Source organism: bacterium, assembly GCA_019695335.1.
Classification (GTDB): Bacteria; CLD3; CLD3; order SB21; family SB21; genus JABWBZ01.
In genome coordinates this window covers 69,067-90,168 of record JAIBAF010000001.1, presented here as the reverse complement: position 1 = coordinate 90,168, position 21,102 = coordinate 69,067, and the positions used below count along the sequence as shown (strand labels likewise).

General features: G+C 43.5%; 19 protein-coding genes. 2 read left to right on the top strand and 17 right to left on the bottom strand.

Features of this window, described 5'->3' with window-relative positions; genetic code table 11:
• Window positions 1–127 precede the first annotated feature (127 nt).
• The 14 genes from K1X84_00415 to erpA form a co-directional block, all read right to left on the bottom strand.
• A complete protein-coding gene (locus tag K1X84_00415; GenBank protein MBX7150069.1) occupies window positions 128–2,839 on the bottom strand; it encodes a glucosidase in 2,712 nt (903 codons plus the stop codon).
• Between the two features lie 257 nt (window positions 2,840–3,096).
• Window positions 3,097–3,765 carry a DNA alkylation repair protein gene (locus K1X84_00410; protein ID MBX7150068.1) on the bottom strand — a complete coding sequence of 223 codons (669 nt, stop codon included), beginning with the start codon at window positions 3,763–3,765 and terminating at the stop codon, window positions 3,097–3,099.
• Between the two features lie 19 nt (window positions 3,766–3,784).
• A complete protein-coding gene (locus tag K1X84_00405) occupies window positions 3,785–4,432 on the bottom strand; it encodes a hypothetical protein (GenBank protein MBX7150067.1) in 648 nt (215 codons plus the stop codon).
• A complete protein-coding gene (locus K1X84_00400; protein ID MBX7150066.1) occupies window positions 4,429–5,067 on the bottom strand; it encodes a LysE family transporter in 639 nt (212 codons plus the stop codon). The genes K1X84_00405 and K1X84_00400 overlap by 4 nt, the downstream gene beginning before the upstream one ends.
• Window positions 5,068–5,264: 197 nt before the next feature.
• Window positions 5,265–6,224 (bottom strand): hypothetical protein, encoded by a 960-nt coding sequence (locus K1X84_00395; protein MBX7150065.1) that lies wholly within the window; start codon window positions 6,222–6,224, stop codon window positions 5,265–5,267.
• Between the two features lie 109 nt (window positions 6,225–6,333).
• On the bottom strand, window positions 6,334–8,439 hold the full coding sequence (locus K1X84_00390) for an adenylate/guanylate cyclase domain-containing protein (protein ID MBX7150064.1): 2,106 nt from the start codon (window positions 8,437–8,439) through the stop codon (window positions 6,334–6,336).
• Between the two features lie 44 nt (window positions 8,440–8,483).
• Entirely contained in the window at window positions 8,484–9,038 is a 555-nt protein-coding gene (locus K1X84_00385; GenBank protein ID MBX7150063.1) for a hypothetical protein, read from the bottom strand.
• 5 nt (window positions 9,039–9,043) lie between these two features.
• Entirely contained in the window at window positions 9,044–9,544 is a 501-nt protein-coding gene (locus K1X84_00380) for a bifunctional nuclease family protein (protein ID MBX7150062.1), read from the bottom strand.
• A gap of 11 nt (window positions 9,545–9,555) precedes the next feature.
• A complete protein-coding gene (gene porQ, locus K1X84_00375; GenBank protein MBX7150061.1) occupies window positions 9,556–10,500 on the bottom strand; it encodes a type IX secretion system protein PorQ in 945 nt (314 codons plus the stop codon).
• A 67-nt stretch (window positions 10,501–10,567) separates the two neighbouring features.
• Window positions 10,568–11,248, bottom strand: a complete 681-nt coding sequence (gene ccsA / locus K1X84_00370; protein ID MBX7150060.1) for a cytochrome c biogenesis protein CcsA — start codon at window positions 11,246–11,248, stop codon at window positions 10,568–10,570.
• Window positions 11,249–11,288: 40 nt separating this feature from the next.
• Window positions 11,289–11,936 (bottom strand): DUF4159 domain-containing protein, encoded by a 648-nt coding sequence (locus tag K1X84_00365; protein ID MBX7150059.1) that lies wholly within the window; start codon window positions 11,934–11,936, stop codon window positions 11,289–11,291.
• A complete protein-coding gene (locus K1X84_00360; GenBank protein ID MBX7150058.1) occupies window positions 11,933–12,775 on the bottom strand; it encodes a prolipoprotein diacylglyceryl transferase in 843 nt (280 codons plus the stop codon). Before K1X84_00360 ends, K1X84_00365 begins: the two co-directional genes overlap by 4 nt.
• Window positions 12,776–12,804: 29 nt before the next feature.
• Complete coding sequence (locus K1X84_00355; GenBank protein MBX7150057.1) at window positions 12,805–14,217, bottom strand: hypothetical protein; 1,413 nt, start codon at window positions 14,215–14,217, stop codon at window positions 12,805–12,807.
• A 157-nt stretch (window positions 14,218–14,374) separates the two neighbouring features.
• A complete protein-coding gene (gene erpA / locus K1X84_00350) occupies window positions 14,375–14,728 on the bottom strand; it encodes an iron-sulfur cluster insertion protein ErpA (protein MBX7150056.1) in 354 nt (117 codons plus the stop codon).
• Between the two features lie 277 nt (window positions 14,729–15,005).
• Between erpA and K1X84_00345 the strand changes: the two genes are divergently transcribed.
• On the top strand, window positions 15,006–15,233 hold the full coding sequence (locus K1X84_00345) for a ferrous iron transport protein A (GenBank protein ID MBX7150055.1): 228 nt from the start codon (window positions 15,006–15,008) through the stop codon (window positions 15,231–15,233).
• 15 nt (window positions 15,234–15,248) lie between these two features.
• A complete protein-coding gene (locus K1X84_00340) occupies window positions 15,249–17,279 on the top strand; it encodes a ferrous iron transporter B (protein MBX7150054.1) in 2,031 nt (676 codons plus the stop codon).
• Window positions 17,280–17,521: 242 nt separating this feature from the next.
• On the opposite strand, the gene xerD is transcribed toward K1X84_00340, so the two are convergent.
• The 3 genes from xerD to sucC form a co-directional block, all read right to left on the bottom strand.
• A complete protein-coding gene (gene xerD, locus K1X84_00335; GenBank protein ID MBX7150053.1) occupies window positions 17,522–18,421 on the bottom strand; it encodes a site-specific tyrosine recombinase XerD in 900 nt (299 codons plus the stop codon).
• Between the two features lie 84 nt (window positions 18,422–18,505).
• Window positions 18,506–19,600, bottom strand: a complete 1,095-nt coding sequence (add, locus tag K1X84_00330) for an adenosine deaminase (GenBank protein MBX7150052.1) — start codon at window positions 19,598–19,600, stop codon at window positions 18,506–18,508.
• Between the two features lie 23 nt (window positions 19,601–19,623).
• Window positions 19,624–20,835 (bottom strand): ADP-forming succinate--CoA ligase subunit beta, encoded by a 1,212-nt coding sequence (sucC, locus tag K1X84_00325; protein MBX7150051.1) that lies wholly within the window; start codon window positions 20,833–20,835, stop codon window positions 19,624–19,626.
• Between the last annotated feature and the right edge of the window lie 267 nt (window positions 20,836–21,102).

Sequence of the window (21,102 nt, the reverse complement as noted above, 5' to 3'; positions counted from 1 at the left end):
CTATCCTTCTTGATTTCATCCATTATGCCTAATTAAAACCTGATTCTGAACGCTCCATTGTAAAAAAGGGTTCTATAGATTCAAATGACTTTTGTCATGTTTTGTCAAAGGCGATTTGTATCGAAACTCATTGCCTCCATTCTTTGATCAATGTTGCGATCAAAGCAGTCCACCCGGTTTGATGCGATGCGCCGAGCCCTTGTCCTGTATCACCATGGAAGTATTCATAAAAAAGCACATAGTCTTTCCAATGCGGATCAGTCTGAAATTTCTTGCTGGAGCCATGAACGGGGCGATGCCCTTTTTCATCGGGCAGAAAAATTCTGATCATACGATTTGCAAGATCTTCGGCCAATTTATATGGCGTAATTAATTTTCCTTCGTGCTGGATGCCATAATCTTTTCCAAATGCTTCGGAAAACTTCACCAGCGAATTGATCATAAAATAGCTTGTTGGAAACCAAATCGGTCCTCGCCAATTGGAATTACCGCCTTTGATTTTACTGATAGCTTCCGCCGGTTCGTAATGCACAACTTTATCACCAAAATAAAACGGATTTTTCTCGTGATATTTCGATAAACTTCGTAAACCTGCCGCCGATAAAAATTCATTGGGATCGGTAATACATTCCAGAATCCGTTTTAATTGATGCGAATCGACAATTGACAAAATATGCCGCCGATGTCCGTTGGTTTCATCACTATATACGCAACGCTGAACAATGTCAGGTCGGTTGCGGATAAACCAATCCAAATTGCTGATAAATTCTTTGTTCTCTTCGCATTCACGATCCTCCAGCACATCGATGGCATACATGGCAATTAAACCGACGAGTGAACGCACTTGAAATTTTTCGTAACCTTGGCCGTTGGGATAAACAAGTACGTCATAGAAAAACCCATCTTCTTCATCCCATAATTCTATGCCTTGTGCACCCATATTTTTCATAGCGGCGCCGACGTAGATATAATGCTGTACGAATTTTGTAGCCAGTCCTTCGTAAACTTTGTTGTATTTGGCTAATTCCAACGCAATGCGCATCAGATTCAGACAGAACATACCCATCCATCCTGTTGCATCAGACTGCTCGAGCGTCGCGCCGCCGGGCAATTTCTCGCTGCGATCGACAACCGTAATATTATCCAATCCCAAAAAGCCACCTTCGAAAACGTTATTGCCTGAACTATCGACTTTATTGATCCACCACGCGAAATTCATCAGTAATTTATGAAAACATTTTTCCAAGAAAATCAGATCGCCTTTGCCCGTTCTCTCTTTATCCATGGTATACACTTTCCATACGGCGCGCGCATGAACAGGCGGATTTAAATCTGAAAATTCCCACTCATACGCCGGAATCTGCCCGTTGGGATGCTGAAATTGTTCGAACAACATCACCCATAACATTTCTTTCGAGTATTCAATATCAATATCAGCAAACGCGATTGCATGAAACGCCAGATCCCATGCAGCAAACCACGGATACTCCCATTTATCGGGCATGGACAAAATGCGCATAGAATTCAAATGTCTCCAGTGAGAATTACGAATATTTTGGCGGGAATCTGGCGGAGCAAAATCCGGGTTATCCCCGATCAGCCAACGATTGACGTCATACAAATAAATTTGTTTTGTCCATAAAAGTCCTGCGTATGCCTGCCGCATGACGTTTTTTTCTTCAGCACTGGCTTTTGGAGGATAAACGTTTTCATAAAATGCATCGGCTTCTTTCTGTCGCACAGTCACCAGCGCATCGAAGTTATCAAACGGATTATTCAATACTTCCGAAGTCAAACGGAGCCGGAATACTTTGCATTGTTTGGCCGGAATCATTTGCTGATAATGGAAACACGACTTGGTTCCGTGATTTTCCGGATTGATGCATTTTTCTTTCTGAATGATGTAGCGATGAAACGCATCTTTGACATACGGTTTCGGGTTTGGAGCATGATACAATCGGTCAGTATTCGTCTCATTGTCGGTAAAGTACATGGCAGGAGAACCTTCGGCATATAAATACCGCTTGCCTAGCAAATAGAGAAACGGAAGATTTTTGAACGGTTCCATATTGGAATCGTCTGCTACTACGCTGACGAAATTTTTTCCTTTCGGTCCTATTTCAATTATCGGCTCGGAAGTTCTCGGATTAGTCCAGCCCCATTTATTACGAAACCAAAAATTAGGTACGAAATGAAACGGAGCGTCTTCCGGTCCCCGATTCCATACTTCGATCCTGATGTACACATCCTCCGGACCATTTTTAGCGTATTCGATAAATACATCAAAATAGCGGTCATCGTCAAAAATGCCTGTATCAAGCAATTCAAATTCGTCGCCCTGTCCGTTGCGTGAACGGTTTTCATCAATTAACCGCCGATAAGGATATTCACGCTGTGGATATTTGTATAAATATTTATTGTAAGCATGAGATGGAACGCTATCGAGATAGAAATAATATTCTTTGACATCTTCACCGTGGTTGCCTTCGTTGGGCGTCAGACCGAACAGCCGCTCTTTTAGAATCGGGTCTTTTTCGTTCCAGAACGCCGGCACAAATGTCAGCACCTGGTATCGGTCGCAAAACCCTGCGATACCGTCTTCGCCCCAACGAAAAGCTTTGCTGCGTGCCATATCGTGGCTGAGATAACTCCATGCGTCTCCGTTGTCGCTATAATCTTCGCGTACAGTCCCCCATGACCGCTCAGCCACAAACGGCCCCCAACGGCGCCACGGCGGAACGCCGGGTGTAAATTCTTTCATTCTGGCATGTTCCGGAGTCTCATTTGGCAGCGACAACTTCGCACGAAGCGCTTTGGATTCCTCAACGCCAAATAGCATGGTTTTTCCGGAAGACTTTTTTACGGGTGAATTCTTCTTAGGCTTTTCTACAGGCATGGGTCCTCGCCTCTGAAGTGAAAAGAAATGTTATAAAAGGATGGAAATGATTTTAAAATCTATGCGATGACCGAGACAATTGCAAGCCTAAATCTTGAAACCCTATTCATGATTTTTTTCATTGGCAATTACCATAACAAAAAAAATACCTGTGAATCGAAATTCACAGGTATTAAAGCTTACAACGAAATGGCCAATCATCAGCGCTTTCGTGCAAATGCCTTTTCGATGTAAAGCGCTGCATCCGGCGTTTTACAATTCGTCTCGCCGTGATCCACTTCGACTTTGCCGATGCGCTTGGCCGCTTGTTGAGCTGCTTCTTTTAGCGATTTATTTCGAATACCAATGGCGATCAAAGCGTTATTCATCGCATGTTTGGCAAAGTTTTTTCCATGATGAATCTTTTTTTCTATCACCGAAATCAGTTTTTTAAAATACTCATCTGAAAAACTATTTTTATCCATAGCCAAATACGCCATTAACATCCAGCCGGCTCGTCCAATCCATTCGTGCTCTGCCCGAATCCATTCTTCAGCTTTCTTTTTTGCCCACGGCGTCTGACAAACCCAACCTGCGTGCAGATCGGCTATTAAATAATAGGACAACGTTTTTGTCCATCGATCAATAAGCCGTTCTGTAGCCAGTTCGGGATCAACGATCATAGTCGCAAGGTGGCGGGCATCGGCGTTACCTGTTTTCCATAATTGTTGCGCTAAAGTATGATTTGTTTTTATTTTCTTTCTTAGCTGTTGCAAATTTGAAAAACTGACACCGTACATATTCGTGCCCATGCCATGCCGACGATAAACTTTTATGTTTTGATCTGTCCCCATGGTACGAAGTTCTTTCATAACTTCTTGAACTGTCATGCTCTGACCTGTTTTACCTTTATGGATTTTTGTCCTTGACCAATTCGTTCATTGCTTCAGTAATTTCTTCACGCGTGAGTCCACCTTCGAGCAATTTATTGTCAGAAACCTGCATTAAACGAGAGTAAAAAAGAATTCCGGCGTCTCTTGAATCGCGATCACCGGTAATAATAAGTTCGTGTAAAATATTTTCGGCTTTGTCGTATCGCCCGATAATTTCGAAATATCGAAAAAGCCGCCGGTTGAGAGACCCGGAAAATTCATTTTGATGCACTTTGTTTAACAGCCAAGAAATTTCGTCTGAAACTGATCCGTGGTCATTGGGATTTTGATTAACAGTTTCAATATTTAAAACCAGTGCCTGGCGATAGCGAGACGACGGGGTTAACCCTTTCGATTCAAGCAATTCTCCTTCCGCCTTAAAAACACTCGCAAGTGCTTTACAACGCGCACGATCAAAACCATTTTCCGATGTCAACAGTTTAATCAGATCTTCTTCAGAAAAATTTTTTATAATCGGATAATCTTTACCAAATAATAGTTGACCGGCATGGTCGAGCTCTTTCTCGGCATCATCAAAAAATTTTTGTTCCTTAAGGAGTAACGCCTTCGCAAGAACTTTCGCAAACGTATCGAGCATCCGTAGAATATAATCGCGTTGGATCATAACGATTCAATAAAACGAGCAATCAGAATGACGGCAAATACCAACATGAGTAAACCGGTTAGCGCACGAGTGATCACTTCCCAAGCAGGCGTTGTAAAACGTGCTCCAAATTTCACAGCAGTTGACAATACAATTCCCCATGTCGCTGCACCGGTTACCACCGAGATTGCCAAAATAACTGAATCTAACAATGTCAAAATCTCGCCGGATTGAGAGCCCATCACGGCCAGCCAGAATGCCATATTCCACGGCGACACCAACGCCATCGTCAAACCGAGCCAGTACCCGGCTTTAGCCGACTGGGGTTTGCCGTCAAATGCCATTGGCTCTCCCTTCATTCTTTTTTTCCACTCACGCCAGGCACCGTTTAAAAAAGTATAAGCTAAATACATTAACAATGAAAAACTGACCACACTCAAAATCGGTCTCACCCAATCTTCTTTGAGCACAGCGCCCACACCTGCCGCTACAACCAGTGCCCACAAAAAATCTCCTGTGCAAGCACCTAAGCCGACCACGTATGCCTTCCAAAATCCTCCAGTGAGTCCGCGACGAATCATCTCCGTATTGATAGGACCAGGCGGCCAAGCTACTGACCATCCAAGAATAAAGCCTTTTATCATTATTGCCAGCATGCGTTCCGCCTCAAGTAAGAAATTAAAATGTAAGATCATCAATTTTGGTCATTAGAATAGGGCAAGTAAAATAATCGTAACCGTACGAAAAAACAAGTTTAACTTTAAATAAAAAAGCCCGCGATTGCTCACGGGCTTTTTGAATACTTATTTTTCTTTTTTCTTTTTTTTCTTTTTCTTATCGGCTTTTTTATCAATTACTTTTTTTGAGTACCGGCTCCTTCACTGAATTTACGTGCCAGTTCTTCTTCAACTTTTGCTTCTTCAAGACGCCCTGTTTCTTTATACAATGTCGCCAGCATGATGTGAGCTTGTGCCATATCAGGCTTCAACGCAATTAACGCCAATATAGAATTCTCAGCCTGTTTCATCAGTCCATAATCACGGTATAAAGCTGCGGTCAAAAGATACCACTGAGGATTGGTATTATCGCCATTACAAACTTTTAAAATTTCTTTCAAATCCTCTTCCATTGTCGACTTATCGTCAGGATTGATCAGTGAAAAAGTCACTTGAGGAGAAACGTCTTTGCCTTTAGCGTCTTTGACAATCCAGATGTACCGTTCTTCTTCTTTTAACTTCGGAGCCGTTTTAGGATATACGACTTCCGTTACACCAGAAACTGGAATTTCATATTTGAAATCAGAAATTTCGCTCTTAATTGAAACGATATATTCAGTTCCGGGAGTTTTACGATGATCCACCCATTTAAAAACAGGTTCACCTTCAAGAATTTTCGTTTCCGAAGGATAGGTTGCGGTGATAGCGCGGTTGGCATCACCGGCCCACGCACGTGTCGCTCCGGCCATCGACGAATTGCTTCCTTCGCCCCAGATCAAACCCGACAACGTACTGTAAAGGCTTGACAGAAAAGAATTCTCTTCTTTTTTTGCTTTGACTGTATACGATTTACTAGCCCCCAGAACAATTTCTTTTCCGGTGTAGAACATGATCGTCGCACTCGAATTGGTGCCGGTATTTACCCGATCACCATCGGCTAACTTGGTATTCGTCGTTGCTTTCTTTTCTTTGCCTTTGGCGTCAGTGATTTTGACCGTGCCTTTGATCGATGAAAAAAACGCAACGTCCTGCGCAAAAGATGAAGCAACAAAAGCGAATACGCATGCTGCCGTTAAAAGGGTTCTAAATGTTCGCATAACTCTTCCTCATATATATGTTTATAAAATTCATTTTTGAAGTTGCCATAAATACTAACTGTGCGTCTGAAGTAAACCAAAATTATTTAAAATAGCTTGCAAACTCAAGCTATTTCGACGTCATGTGATACGTTCCGTCCCAATCTTCATTCGGTGGGTTTGCCATAAATTCTTTACAACGGCGAATATATACTTTCGAAGGTTCATCCGTATGCTGAAACGTCAATGCTTGTTCAAACTTGATGATAGCTTCTTGCCAATTCCGGTTTCGGTATAATTTGATACCTTCCTGATACATTTCGATCAGCTTCCGTTGTTCGGCAGACAAAGGTTCGTTAGCACGTCCAATCAATTCAAATACTTTGACCGGTTTACTCTTTCCTTTGACAACGATCACGTCAAGATCACGAACGATCACGCGCTCACGAACCAAATTGTATGTAAATTCGCTGATCATGCAATACGTGCCATAGTTTTTGTTAGCACCTTCCAACCGCGAGCTCAGATTCATGTGATCGCCGATAGCCGTATAATCGTAACGAATATCAGAACCAATATTACCAAAAACAACTTTACCGGTATTCAATCCAATTCGGTTACGAACCGGCGGTAATCCTTTTTGTGACCATTTTTGGCGAAGTTCGGCCAAAGCTTTTTGCATCTCTAATGCGGCATAGCAAGCATGTAATGCATGTTCATTCTGCGGCAACGGCGCTCCAAAAACAGCCACGATGGCATCGCCGATATACTTATCCAACGTGCCGCCTTGTTGAAATATTATATGCGTCATTGCTCCCAGATACTCATTGAGCAACTCGACTAATTCCTTCGGTGATAAATTTTCCGACATACTCGTAAAGCCCTCAATATCGGAAAACAGAATACTGATCTCTTTTTCTTCACCGCCCAGTTCAAGTTTGGATGGATCTTTGACTAATTCATCCACATACGCCGGCGGTGCGTATCGTGCAAACATATTGCGGATTTGTTTTTTGCCGCGTTCTTCCGTTATCGCTTGATAGATCGATGTGGCAAAATACGATAGCCACACAGATAAAGCGATGCTCATGACCGGAAGCCAGATGCCTTTGTTCACAAATAATAAATAAGACGTTGTCCATGCTGTAAGCGTGAGTATGACTGCTAATGAAATTTCAGCTGCAAAGCCGAGGCGTACGGTTACCATCGCCATTAATGACGTCAGCATTAATATTATTAAGGCGACCAGGATGAGCGATCCGTTATGGATATACGTTTTATGAAGCATCGTCAAAAATGCATTGGCATGAACCTCCGCGCCGTACATCCAATTGGAACCGCTGTAGTACGGCGTTACAAAACGATCAGGTACAAATTCCGAACCATTACCGATAATTACCACTTTACCGCTGATCAATTCAGTCGGCAATGAAGCTTCTCCTGTCAGACGGCTGCTTCGGTACGTAACGATACTTCCTTCCTTCGTCTGTATCCAATATCCATCTGTTTGTTTTTTCCATTCCGCCGGCGGTCCGACATAATTAATAACCATCGAGCCTTTTTTACTCAGAGGAATAGCTGCCTCGCCTTTAATTGATTGAATAAAATCATCAAAGGACATTCCTTTGTAAAGGCAATACAGCAAGGATGAAAATGCGAGATGCGTTTGCCCGTCCGGCATCGTGGCTATTGGCTTGACCTCTCGCACCGTAGCGAGTCCGCCTCCTCCTGAAACTTGCAAATTCGCATATCCGACGCCTTTCAAACCCGCAAGAAAAAATGAATCCGGATTTTGTATATATAATTCGCCTTCATCATTTTGGTGCCAGATGGAAACTGCCATGACATTCCCCGCCTTCTTGAACGATTCAAGTAAAAGGCTGTCACCGGCCGCATCGAGCATTGTCAACCGATCGTAGAAAGCAATATCGATGGCGATCCACTGAGCGCCTTTGGCGGCCAACGTATCGATCAACCGTGCGAGATAACGCCGCGGAAGCGGATCGTAATATCCAAAATCATCGGCAATCGCTTTTTCATCAACCATCACAACGACAACATCCTGAACGGGCTCACTCTCCGAGGACGAGCGAAGCTGAAACATGATGTCCAGAGCATTTTCTTCCACACTCCGGAATGCCGGATTCAATGAAAAATAAATTCCAAAACAGGAAACACACAGGATGATCAGCGACACCCATAAAACTTTATTGTGCCGTTTAATCGTCGTCTTCATACGCAATCTCCGGTAGATATTTTTTAAAAGAAAAAAAGGATAGGTCAGATTTGATTCAAGGATCCTGGCTGGACCATATCGGCAACAGGCGTCAGGCGGCGCAACCGTTCATTCACCTCGACAATGGCGTGTGAATCGTAAAATTTAAACGTGCGGCGTGAAAGGATTTTTTTCTTCAATGTAAGATGTAAAATATTTTCCTTCCATTCGTAAGCATCGATCTCATTCCACTGAATTTCCATTTCCTGACTTGGGGAAACGCCTCCAATGCCTACGTTATTGATAAAACAAACCTGGTATATATAACTGTAAAAAACAAACCCGACGATCAAAGCAACTAAAGCTGCCACCGTCGAAACGGCATCTTCGGAAAAGAATTGCAAAGAGAGTGCAATCACTGCCGTTATCAAAAATAAAATGAAATATATGCGCACGGATGGCCGGTAAATACGCGTCACAAAAAAACCGTCTTTGCCGCTCGTACGCGCCAGGTAATTCAAAATCGCGGACAGTTCTATGACAATGCTATAGACCACGGCCGCAACAACAATCATATTAAACAGTAAAAGATTCAGATCAAGATTTTCAAAAATGTTCATACGCTTTAATGTTTTTGATTTTTAATTCGATACAATTCATCACGCAGTTCCGCCGCCCGCTCGTAATTTTCCAACGCTACAGCCATATACAATTGCCGCTCAAGTTCTTTGACGTGACCTTCATTTTCAAAGTTGAGCGCATCGCCTCCGACAAAAATTGATGCATGCGTTTTCAATGCAAGTGCAATGGCGTCTCCGGGCTGAGCATAGATCGATGTCCGCGTTTCACCGGCTTGCAAAGTAATCGTTGCATAAAACGCTGTGTCTTTCAATTGATTAATCAGCACTTTGACAATTTTGGCGTGATAGATATCCATAATATTTTTCAACACGTCGTGCGTCGTCGGTGAATAAGCTGTGGCGTGCAACTCCTGCCGAATGGCACGGGCTTCCGATTCCCCGATCAGGATTCTCACGGTGCTCTTGCCTGCGATTTCTTTCAACACAACAGCGTATTCATTTTTGGATTCAGAAAAATGAACGTCGCATACGGTCGCAGGTATCATAGATTGATTAATTAAAAATTGGCTGATATGGAAAAACGATTGAGTACGCCAATTCCCCACGAAGCAAAGGCATAATCAAAACGGTAACGTTGATAGGTAAATCCGATACCGGCCGTAAATCCGGCCAGGCGATCGAGCGTCTTATCGGAACTCAAATCCAGTTCCGTTCTCCGCTGATGGTTATATCCGGCACGTATAAAAAGATTCTCTTTCGGATTGAATTCAGTTCCAATAGCAAATCGTTTGATTCGTTCGCCGAACGATCCCGCCAAATTCAGATCGGACCAATTAAAACTAACGGCAATTGGAGCTTTTTCGAGCTTCTTGGTAGCGCCAATTTGGAGGCTTAACGGCAATGTTTCCTTCTTTTTTACGTACGCATCCGTGGTAAACCCAAGATTCTGGATGGTCATACCGATCGAAGCCAACAAGGGTTTGTACTCATAAATCATCCCAACATCCATCGCTAATGCCGATGAATTATAATCTTCGATTGAAGAATGAATGAATTTGACGTTGGCGCCGTAATAAAGATTTTCACGCACCTGATCGGCATGAAAAACATTCAAAGAAAAATCGCTGGCATAGAATTTTGACGTCGCATTGCCATTTGCATCATACCCCTGAAAATCGCCGTAATTAAAATATAAAATTCCACCGCCCAAGACACCGTATTTTGCGGTCGGTTGAGCATACGCTATGTAACCGGATCCGATATCCATCACATGATTCATATATCCCACGGCTGCCTGACGCTGAGTCAGCATGGCCACATTGGCAGGATTATATAAATACGTGGTGACATCGCCAAACTGTGACGTATAGGCTTCGCCCAAAGCCGCTCCACGAGGCGTGACACCGACGCGTAAAAACTGAAAACCTTTTTCGCCGGCGGATAACCGGATTCCTGGCAGCATTACGCACACAAAACAAACGCTAATCAGCCATCGCTTCACGGATAAAACCTTTATTTAAAGTGTATGTCAATATACGGACATTGGTTTATGAAAGCCAAAAGAAAACTCACGCTTCCATCTTCTCCAACTGTTTATTCAAATCGTTAACTTCTTCTTCTGTTTTTAAAATTTCATACCGCTTGTACAGCAAATAAAAAAACAAGACACTGAATACAAACAAACAGAAGTAAAATACTAATTTCATTTCTGGCGCAAGCCCGGAATCTTCACCGCCTGCCATCACCGGGGCCGGATGCTGCGTCCTCCACCAACGAATCGACATATACACCAGCGGCACATCGAGAAAACCGATAATTCCAACAACGGCGCACAGTCTTGCACGTTTTGCTTCTTCCTGGACGTACATCCGCAGCATCATGTAACCGACATAAATCAACCACAACACCAATGTTAACGTCAGGCGCGCGTCCCATGTCCACCAAATACCCCACACGGGTTTGGCCCAGATAGGGCCAGTCACCAGTACGATCGTACAAAACGCCAATCCCAGTTCAGCCGAAGCTGTCGATAACTTGTCCCATTTTTCCTCGCGTTTTGCCAAATACATGATACTAAAATAGAACACAAAGCCAAAGGCAAGAAATGAAACCCACGCTGAAGGAACATGATAATAAAAAATGCGTTGAATAATACCCATGGTTTTTTCATTGGGCACCCAAATGAAAACCAAGTATAACGTCATGGGCATTAGAATAAGCATCAGCCAATCCAATAATCGTTTTCCCATATCTGCCTTTTAAAGTTAGGATGATGTAAAAAATCCAGTATCAATTACTTAATGCATACACAACAATATTAGACGCCATTTTTAATGCCGCTTGATGTTTTTCAATTCCGTCTTCAGGAAAAACGTCCGGCCCCTCAAGACCGTCGCTGATGTCCGTATTTTTGGAATAAAAACAAACTAGCCGACCCTTCCAAAACAAGCCGTACGCTTCCGGTGGACCGCCGTCGTGCTCATGAATCTTCGGTAAACCTTGCTGAAAGGGATAAATAATCTTAAAAATCGGGTGCGAGAAAGGAATCGCCACAAAATCTAATTCAGGAAACACCCGTTTCATTTCACGTCTGAAAAATTTATCAATACCATAATCATCATCACACCACAGGAAACCGCCCGACGTCAGGTGCGTTCGTAAATTCTTGACATCCGTATCGCTGAATTTCACATTTCCATGGCCGGACATATACAGGAATTGATAATCAAACAATTTAATATCCGACGGCTCGACAAACGTTTCTTTATCATCGCACACAATATTGGTACTTGTATTCAGAAACGCGAGTAAATTGTTCAGCGACGTCTTGTTGCCATACCAATCACCGCCGCCACCATATTTAATGCGAGCAATCGTAAATTTGCTACCGGCGTCGGGCAACACGAACGTCAATAATATGATAAGAGACCACATCATTTTTTTGATTTACTTTCCGCAATAACCGGTTGTTTCAATAATTTTGCTTGCCATACCAATCCGGCAATAATCAGCGCGATACTGATCACCTGTGCTCCGCTCAATCCAAACATCACTTCCGGATTGATACGTAAAAACTCGATCCCCAATCGCTCCAATCCTCCTAAAACAAAATAAAGCGAAATAATAAATCCTGCCGTTTTTTGTTTTTTATTCAACTGCCACAAAATGAAAAAAATCAAAATTGAAATAACAGCTTCATACATCGGTGTCGGATGAACAAGTGTGTGATCGGGAACGATTCCATTCGGATAATTTTTGCCAATCTCAGTCCCGTAAAATGCTTGCGACGGCGGCACAACGCCTCGTGAATAATCTGTCCCGAAAATACCATCCCACGGTTTTCCGTAATCACCGTCCCCGGCCAAATGACAACCGATCCGGCCAATCCCATAGCCCAAGGGTAAAGGGATCGATATCAGGTCGATCGTGCGGACGATCGGTAATTTATTTTTTCTTACAAGATAAATGATCCCGATCATCGCGACGGCAAAACCGCCATACCATGTCAATCCTGCGCCGGAAAAAATCATCTCCCAGGGATGTTTGACAAATCGATCGAACGCTTCGAACAGCAAATAATACAGCTTTGATCCGGCAAGACCGCCAATCGCAGCGACCAAAACAACCTGCTCGGCAACCTCAGGATTAATTCCGGCGTTTTTGAAAAGATTTTTCAATACAAAACTACTCGTCAAAAATGCTATCGCCATCATCAGGCCGAAACTATGAATCGGAATGCCTCCAAAAATCGGAATTTCAAAAAGCGTGGGAATCATGAAACCTCTTAAATATGCTGCTGAAAATACTAATTAAAAAATTTTATAATCTCTTTCCATGATCTTGAATTACCGTAGCTATATACATTTTGTCGCAGCGATTCGCCCTGCTCGGCAACGGATAGTACTGTCAGTGGTCCGACAATTTTTTCTGCCAATGTTGCCGAAAGTAAATATTCGGCCGCCTTAAATGGCGAAGCAACAAAAATGCTCTGCAACGGCCAATCCGGAGTAATCGTTCCCTCGATCGACAACCCATCGTGATATAATGTCGTCCACAAGTCGTTAAGTTGCCTTTCTTCAGACTCGTATAATCCCCGTTCGAATTTTACCAATGTCACCAGTGTGAAACGCTCAATCGCGCGTATTTTTTCTTCGTAAGCAAGCGCGCCCTCAACTTCGCTCGAACTCAAGCCGATTCGCGTTAATTTTTCTTTCGTCGTCATCAGGCGGAGAAAAATGTTCGCACAAGTTTCAATCATCACGGAGTTAGGTGTTTTAAATTCATACGGGTCCTGTGCCACAGACGCATAGTAAAACGCTTTACCGAATTCTTTCAACAAAAGACGGTAGGTTTCGTATCCGGTTTTCGTTGACATAAAAAGTCGGACATCGGACGGAACCCGGATCGGAAAACACATCGACGGAAACTGGGTTCCTGCGTCGTAGGTCGAAACCGGCAAATCCGAAAATCCCATTTCGTCCAAGACTGAAAGAATCAGGACATTGATCGTTTCAGGTTTAAATTTTTCATCGTAAGGAAATCGTTGAGCAAGGGTCGTAGCGTATTGAAAATCGTGATGTTCAAATCCGTCAAATGTTTTTTCAGACGCTTCACGCCATGATTGGAAAATGGGTGCCGAAGACTGCAACGACGGTTCACAGGTTTTTATAACATCGTCGACAGTCGCCTCGATAATATGCTGATATAATTCACCGTAATGACGATAACCTATTTCTCTCGCCGCTTCTTGCCGCCGCAATACAAGCGTTACTAGTAGCGATCGCAAGGACTCGGCTGTTTCGCCAAGCTTTTTGAGTGCAAGGCGGCGCTGATCGCGTCGTGAATCATGGTTGAGAATGTGATGGAGTTTGAAAACTTCAGGCGAGTTTAAACTCAATGTGATTGCTTGTTGAACGTCGACGACCAGTTCATTGCGTTCGATCATCGTACGCTCCACTTCAAGCCGCATAATGTGCATGCGCCTCGACAAAAGCGTGTCATTTGCGCGATGGGTTTTCAGATAAGAAAGCCATTCGGCATTGGTCATCGCATGCAAAAGCTGTTCTTCAAGCTTTGGTAAATCAGGAGCAGGCTGGCCGACCAGCGTATTCCACACGTTCTCTTTATAGCGAACGGAAAGCGATTCCAGTTCTTCGCCGGCCAAATCGATCATGGAAATTATATTCTTTTCAGAGGATTCGCGCGTATCAATCGCCATATCTTGTCTAAAATTATCTAAAGAAAATTAAAAATGACGTCGTGAAGATAATACTTCATCACGGAATTAGCAATTGTCATTTTCATAACTCTATATTCAAAAAAAAACCCGTGGGAGAAAATTCCCGCGGGTTATAATAAAATATTATGAATCAGCGTTAGGCTGAAAACGAACTACCGCAGCCGCATGTACGCGTTGCATTAGGATTATTGAACACGAATCCGCGTCCATTCAATCCGTCCTGAAAATCCAACGTAACGCCTTTGAGATATAACATGCTTTTGTAATCGACAACCACTTTGACTTTTCCGAATTCATAAGCCATGTCATTTTCACCGACCTGATCATCAAACGCCAACGAATATGAAAAACCCGAGCAGCCGCCGCCCTGAATACCGATCCGAAGACTGTAATTTTCGGGTATGCTTTGTTCTTTCATGATATTGGTAATTTCCGCCAACGCATGATCGGTGACGGTAATGTCCTGAACGACTTCTTGAACTTCAGCCATTATTTTGCCTCCATTTATACTAAAAAATAAAACTCGAAAGGTCCATTACTTAGAATAAATTTAAAGAAAAAAAATTCCCATGCAAATAAAAAATTAGCAAACCTGTAGCGTATCAAGCATTATCTACCCGCAGTAATCTTGAAAATATTACAACAATATGACTGAAAAACCTGTTTTCCATCCTTGACTATCGAATGGGAATAGTATATATTATTTTAAATAAATTGAGACGGAGTCTCAATTACGGTTGTGAAATCTTTCGAATGGTTATTAAATCATGATCACAAAATTATCTAAAATTAAAAGAAACAAAAGTTTCAAGTTTGTTTCAATTCCGGATGAACAGGTTCGTACACAACTCATCCGATTTGGAATTGGTGAAGGAAGCCATGCTAAATGTCACCAGAAACTTCCCTTTGGCCCTGTGGTTGTAAAATACCATAAACAAGAAATTGCTTTAGGGCGAGAGATCGCCAACGAAATTACGATCGAAGACTTGGTTTAGCCAGAAGCACATGTTATGAGCCATCATTCTGCGGTCGGTACCTATCATCGCCATCACGAACATGATGAACCGACCGAAGTCAGACAGTCTAAAAAAATAGTTCTTGCCGGCAATCCCAATGTCGGCAAATCTGTATTCTTCAATTATCTCAGCGGCCTCTACGTCGACGTATCCAATTATCCCGGCACTACTATTGATATTACCGAAGGGCGCTTCGGACAACATCGCGTGTACGATATACCCGGCATTTACGGGGTATCGTCATTTAACGATGAAGAGCGCGTGGCACGCGATATCATTCTCGACGCCGATGTGATCCTCAATATCGTCGATGCCGTCCATCTCGAACGCGATCTTTTCCTGACGTTACAATTGATCGACATGGGTTTCCCCGTCATTGTTGCGTTAAATTTCATGGACGAAGTTAAAAAAGAAGGCGTGACAATCGACGTGGAAAAACTCAGCGAACTTCTCGGCGTTCCCGTGATCCCGACATCGGCCGTCAAAAAACAAGGCATGGATCAAATCGTCGCTCAGATCGAACACGCGCGCCAGGGTAAACAGGATGAAAAACTTCACACTCAGCTTCACGAACTTCTCAAGATGGTCGGCTCCCAACCGGAAGCTCTCATGATCCGTGAAGGTGATGCTTTTGTTGCCCAACGGCACGGCGTACAGCCGCAGGATAAACGCGAAGAAACTTACATCCAGCGCCGTATGCGGGCTAACAGTATCATTCAGCAAGTCGTCAAACATGAAAATCGTTCCACATTCCGTGAATGGCTCGGTAAAATCTCTATCCATCCGTTATCCGGCATTCCGATCGTCTTCGGTGTACTCCTCTTATTGTATCAAGTTGTTGGAGTTTGGATTGCTCAGGACGTTGTAGGATTTGCGGAAGTAGAACTCGGGAACCGCATGTATGAACGTTTCGTGAAAGATTTTGTCGCCAATTACACATCTGCAGAAATCAGCGTGGATGTGCTTGGATTAGATGCGAATGGTGAAGAAATTGTCTCGGAATCACAAGCGTTTAATTTTCCTAACGGTATTCACAATGATGACGCCGAATATCAACGCATGAATGAATTCGTCGGTACGCGTAAGGTTGCTTACAATTATAATTTTTCTGAAAAATGGGCGATAGTCCTTGTGGGAGAATTCGGCGTCTTGACGATGACCGTAACGTATCTTGTATTTCTTCTCCTGCCGCTCGTGATAGGGTTCTACGGATTCCTTTCGATCCTTGAAGATTGCGGATATCTGCCGCGGCTTGCAACGCTGGTCGATCGCCTGCTGACCGGTGTCGGGCTCAATGGCCGTGCGGTCATCCCGATTTTATTAGGTTTCGGTTGCGTGACAATGGCTACTATTACAACACGATTACTCAGCACCTCGCGCGAAAAAACCATTGCGGCTGCGATTTTAAATTTTGTTATCCCCTGTTCTGCACAACTCGCCGTTATCACCGCATTATTAGCGGCCGCGGGCGGGACCTATGTTCTCCTCTATTGCGCCGTTATGTTTGCCATACTTGTCATTCTCGGCACGGTGCTCAATGCAGTACTGCCGGGCAAATCATCCGCGCTGCTCATCGATCTGCCGGCCATGCGGTTACCTAAATTCGATAACGTCGCACAAAAGACTTATATCAAAACTATCGGTTTCATGAAAGAAGCCACGCCGTGGTTTTTCTTCGGCGCCGGTATCGTATCGATCATGCAGGTCACCGGATTACTCGATGTATGGCAAAATCTTTTTGCACCGTTGACGACGAACTGGCTTCTTCTCCCTCGCGAGGCGGCTACCGCGTTCGTCATGGGTATGGTCCGCCGCGATTTCGGCGCGGCCGGATTTCTGACGATGGATCTGAGTGCACCTCAGGTGCTGGTCGGACTCGTGACAATGACGCTTTTTGTACCGTGTGTCGCCAGCGTCATGGTCCTCTTCAAAGAACGCGGCGCCAAAGAAGGAACGATTATATGGTTAGGAACGTGGTTCATCGCGTTTCTCGTCGGCGGCCTCATCGCTCAACTCATCATGTGAAATTTATGAGTCAGTGCACGATTGAAATAAAAGACGTCAAACCATCCGCTTCCATGTTTATGCGGAAATGCGAATGTTGCGGACTCGAAATCGAAAATCAATTCCTGATGAAATGTCCGCGCTGTATGCATAAGTTGGAATTGGCCAATCTGTGTATGGGGTGTTTGAAAAGCTCCGGGTGTCACGGAAAATAATTTTAAAATTAGTAATAAAAAATAAACCCACGAAATTTCGTGGGTTTTTTAGTTTCTATTCCTTGGATGAAACGTTCGGTGAACTTCTTTTAAATACTCTCGATCAATGTGTGTGTAGATTTGCGTGGTTGAAATATCGGCATGGCCGAGTAACTCTTGTACCACACGTAAATCGGCGCCGCCTTCGAGCAAATGCGTAGCAAATGAGTGGCGAAATGTATGCGGCGTAACCTCCTTGGTAATGCCGGCCATCGTTACATACCTCTTCAGAATTTTCCAAAAGCCCATACGGCTCATCTTTTTTCCTTTGGCATTGAGAAATAACACGTCCGCCGATGTTTCTTTTCCTGCAAGATGCGGCCTGACTTTTTCCTGATAATACAGGGTCCATTCGATAGCTTTTTCCCCCACCGGTACAATCCTTTCTTTAGAACCTTTTCCAAAAATACGAACAAATCCTGAGGCCGGCTGAAAATCGGTTTGCTTTAATCCCAGCAGTTCAGAAATTCGCAATCCACACGCATACAACATCTCCAACATAGCCCTGTCACGCACTCCTAGATGATCCAACGTGTCCGGTTGATCCAAAATTTTTTCCATTTCCGATATTTCCAAAACAGATGGAAGAGTTTTCGGTAATTTGGGCAAATCGATGTATTCAGCCGGATCGTTTTCGAGTTCTTCTTCCAAAATCAAAAACTTGTGAAACGAACGTATCGCCGATACGTTGCGTGAAATACTGGTAGGTGACAAACCGAGCGCATTTAAAATTTGGATGAATTCGGCAATATCTTTTTGCTTGAGCTGAGCCAGTTCTGTATATCCCCGATTATCCTTTGCAAATGCCAAATAACGTTGCAGATCGTTACGATAAGAAACGATCGTGTTATCCGAAAGATTTTCTTCAAAAGAAAGATAATCCAGAAATTTTTCAAGAAGGTGATTCATAGTGTCATTGAACAGGAAAAAATAAAAAGGGACTGTTCAGCATTCGAAACAGTCCCGAAATTTTTTCATTACTCTTCGTGATGTTTAGCTCGCAGCAGCTTTGTTATCGAAATAACCCGAATCAAAGCCGAATTTTTGCAATTCTTCCAATGCCGCATTGAGCAATACCACACGATCTCGGTAAGGCATAAAAGCGCTTTTGAAACCATTGATAATGATATTACAAATATCGTCGAATGCAAAATCGAACGTTTTCGCGGCCAGGTATAATTCCTTAGTTACCGTAGTCGCGGACATGAGCCGGTTATCGGTATTGATCGTCACACGTAAACCGTAGTCGTAATATATCCGTAGCGGATGGGCTTGAAAATCTTTCACAGCCTTAGTTTGAACATTGCTGGATAAACAAATTTCAAGCGGAATACGATGGTCATTGACATAGTTAAGCAAATCGCCGTCTTCGACTAACCGTGTGCCGTGCCCGATCCGGTGGGCTCCGCAGTCGTGAATGGCCTGTTTGATGCTGTCCGGTCCGTACGCTTCGCCTGCATGCGCCGTGACGTTGACGTTATTTTTTAGAATTAATGCAAAAGCTTCCTGATGGTCCTTGGCCGGATAACCGTCTTCCTGACCAGCCAGGTCGAACGCGGTGACTTTTTGATTTTTGTAAGCGACAGTAAGTTCAGCCAGCCGGAGTGAAATATCCGGTTTGATACTACGCATGCCGCAAATAATGATACCGGTTTTAATATTGTACTTCGATTCAGCACGCGCCAATCCGCGAACGACCGCATCGACGATTTCCGTAACACGTAAGCCTTTATTGATATGCAAAATCGGCGAAAATCTTACTTCAAGATAACGAACATTTTCTTTCGCCGCATCTTCAGCTAATTCGAATGCAATGCGTTCGATCGCCGGCGCTTCCTGCATTACCGAAAGCGTGACTGCAAAACCCTTTAAATAATCTGCCAGATTTTTCGCTTTATCGCCCACTTCAAGATGATCGCGCAATTTAGCCAAATCGGTGAAGGGCAATTTAACTTTTTGCTCCTCAGCCAATTCAATGAGCGTCTGAACCCGGCAACTTCCGTCAAGATGACAATGCAACTCGGTTTTCGGAAGTTGGAAAAGCAATTCTTCCGTAATTTCGATATGATTCAGCCTTTTCTTGGACATGTATTAAAACTTTCTTTAGAAAATCAGCGAATCGACTCGACAACCAAATGCGCAGCCTCGGACAATTCCGTTGCAACCTTCATTGGAATGCCTGATTTTTTCAGAATTTCTTTGGCCTCGACGGCATTGGTTCCTTGCAAACGTACAACCAATGGAACCGTAATTTTTGTGTTTTTTGCTGCCTGCACTACGCCATTGGCAATACGATCGCAGCGAACGATTCCACCGAAAATATTGATCAAAATAGCTTTCACGTTCGGATCAGAAAGAATGATGCGAAATCCGTTTTCAACCGTTTGAGGATTAGCGCCGCCGCCAACATCGAGAAAATTAGCAGGAGCCGCGCCGGCGAGTTTGATAATATCCATCGTTGCCATCGCCAAACCGGCACCATTGACCATACAGCCGACGTTACCGTCGAGCTTGACGTAGTTCAAATTAAATTTCGACGCCTCTACTTCTAACGGATCTTCTTCATCGAGATCGCGTAACGATGCTATGTCTTCATGGCGATACAAGGCATTGTCATCGAAATTGATCTTCGCATCAAGCGCAACAACACGGTTGTCTTTCGTGACGACTAATGGATTGATTTCAAATAAAGAAGCATCGGTACCATCGAACGCTTTCACCAGCGCCATAGCAAATTTTACAAAATTTTTCTGGATATCACCTTCCAAGCCTAAGGCAAAAGCAAGACGCTGCGCCTGGAAAGGGCGGAAACCGACTTTAGGATCGATGTATTCTTTGATGATTTTCTCAGGATGTTCTTCAGCGACTTTTTCAATTTCCACGCCGCCTTCGGTAGATGCCATGACAACGTACTGTGATTTGGTTCGATCCAGCACGACGCCGACGTACAATTCACGTGCAATATCGAGGCCTTCGGCAATCAAAACTTTTTTTACAATTTTTCCATTTTGTCCGGTTTGATGAGTGACCAGAACATTACCGAGAATTTTAGTGACATATTCACGTAATTTTTCCATATCTGTTGTGAATTTCACGCCGCCGTGGATAATGACTTCATTACGTTCTTTCACATTATATATTGTACCTTTACCGCGGCCTCCTGCGTGAATCTGAGCTTTGACGACCCAAGCATTGGTGCCACGGGCTTTCAATTGCTGTGCAGCGTCCATTGCCTCACTGACAGTGGCGGCGGGAATACCTTCCTGGATGGGAACACCGTATTTTTTAAGAATTTCTTTTGCCTGATACTCGTGAATATTCATGCTAAAAATCCTCCAGCCTATATGATGATGTTGAATGTTCCGTATTAAAACTACTGAAACGGGTATTCTTAAAAATTGTGCGAATATATATAAAGACCGGATATTATCCAAATGAATTTTAATGAGAAAATCTACTTGGCTCTTAAAATTTTTGGGAACGCCAAAGGATTAGGGCTCATGCAGAGGCGGTTTTTAAGCGGTTATTACGATTGTTTGCTGGAGTATTTTGTCACACGAGCGCGAAGAAGTCGTATTTACAGTTAAATA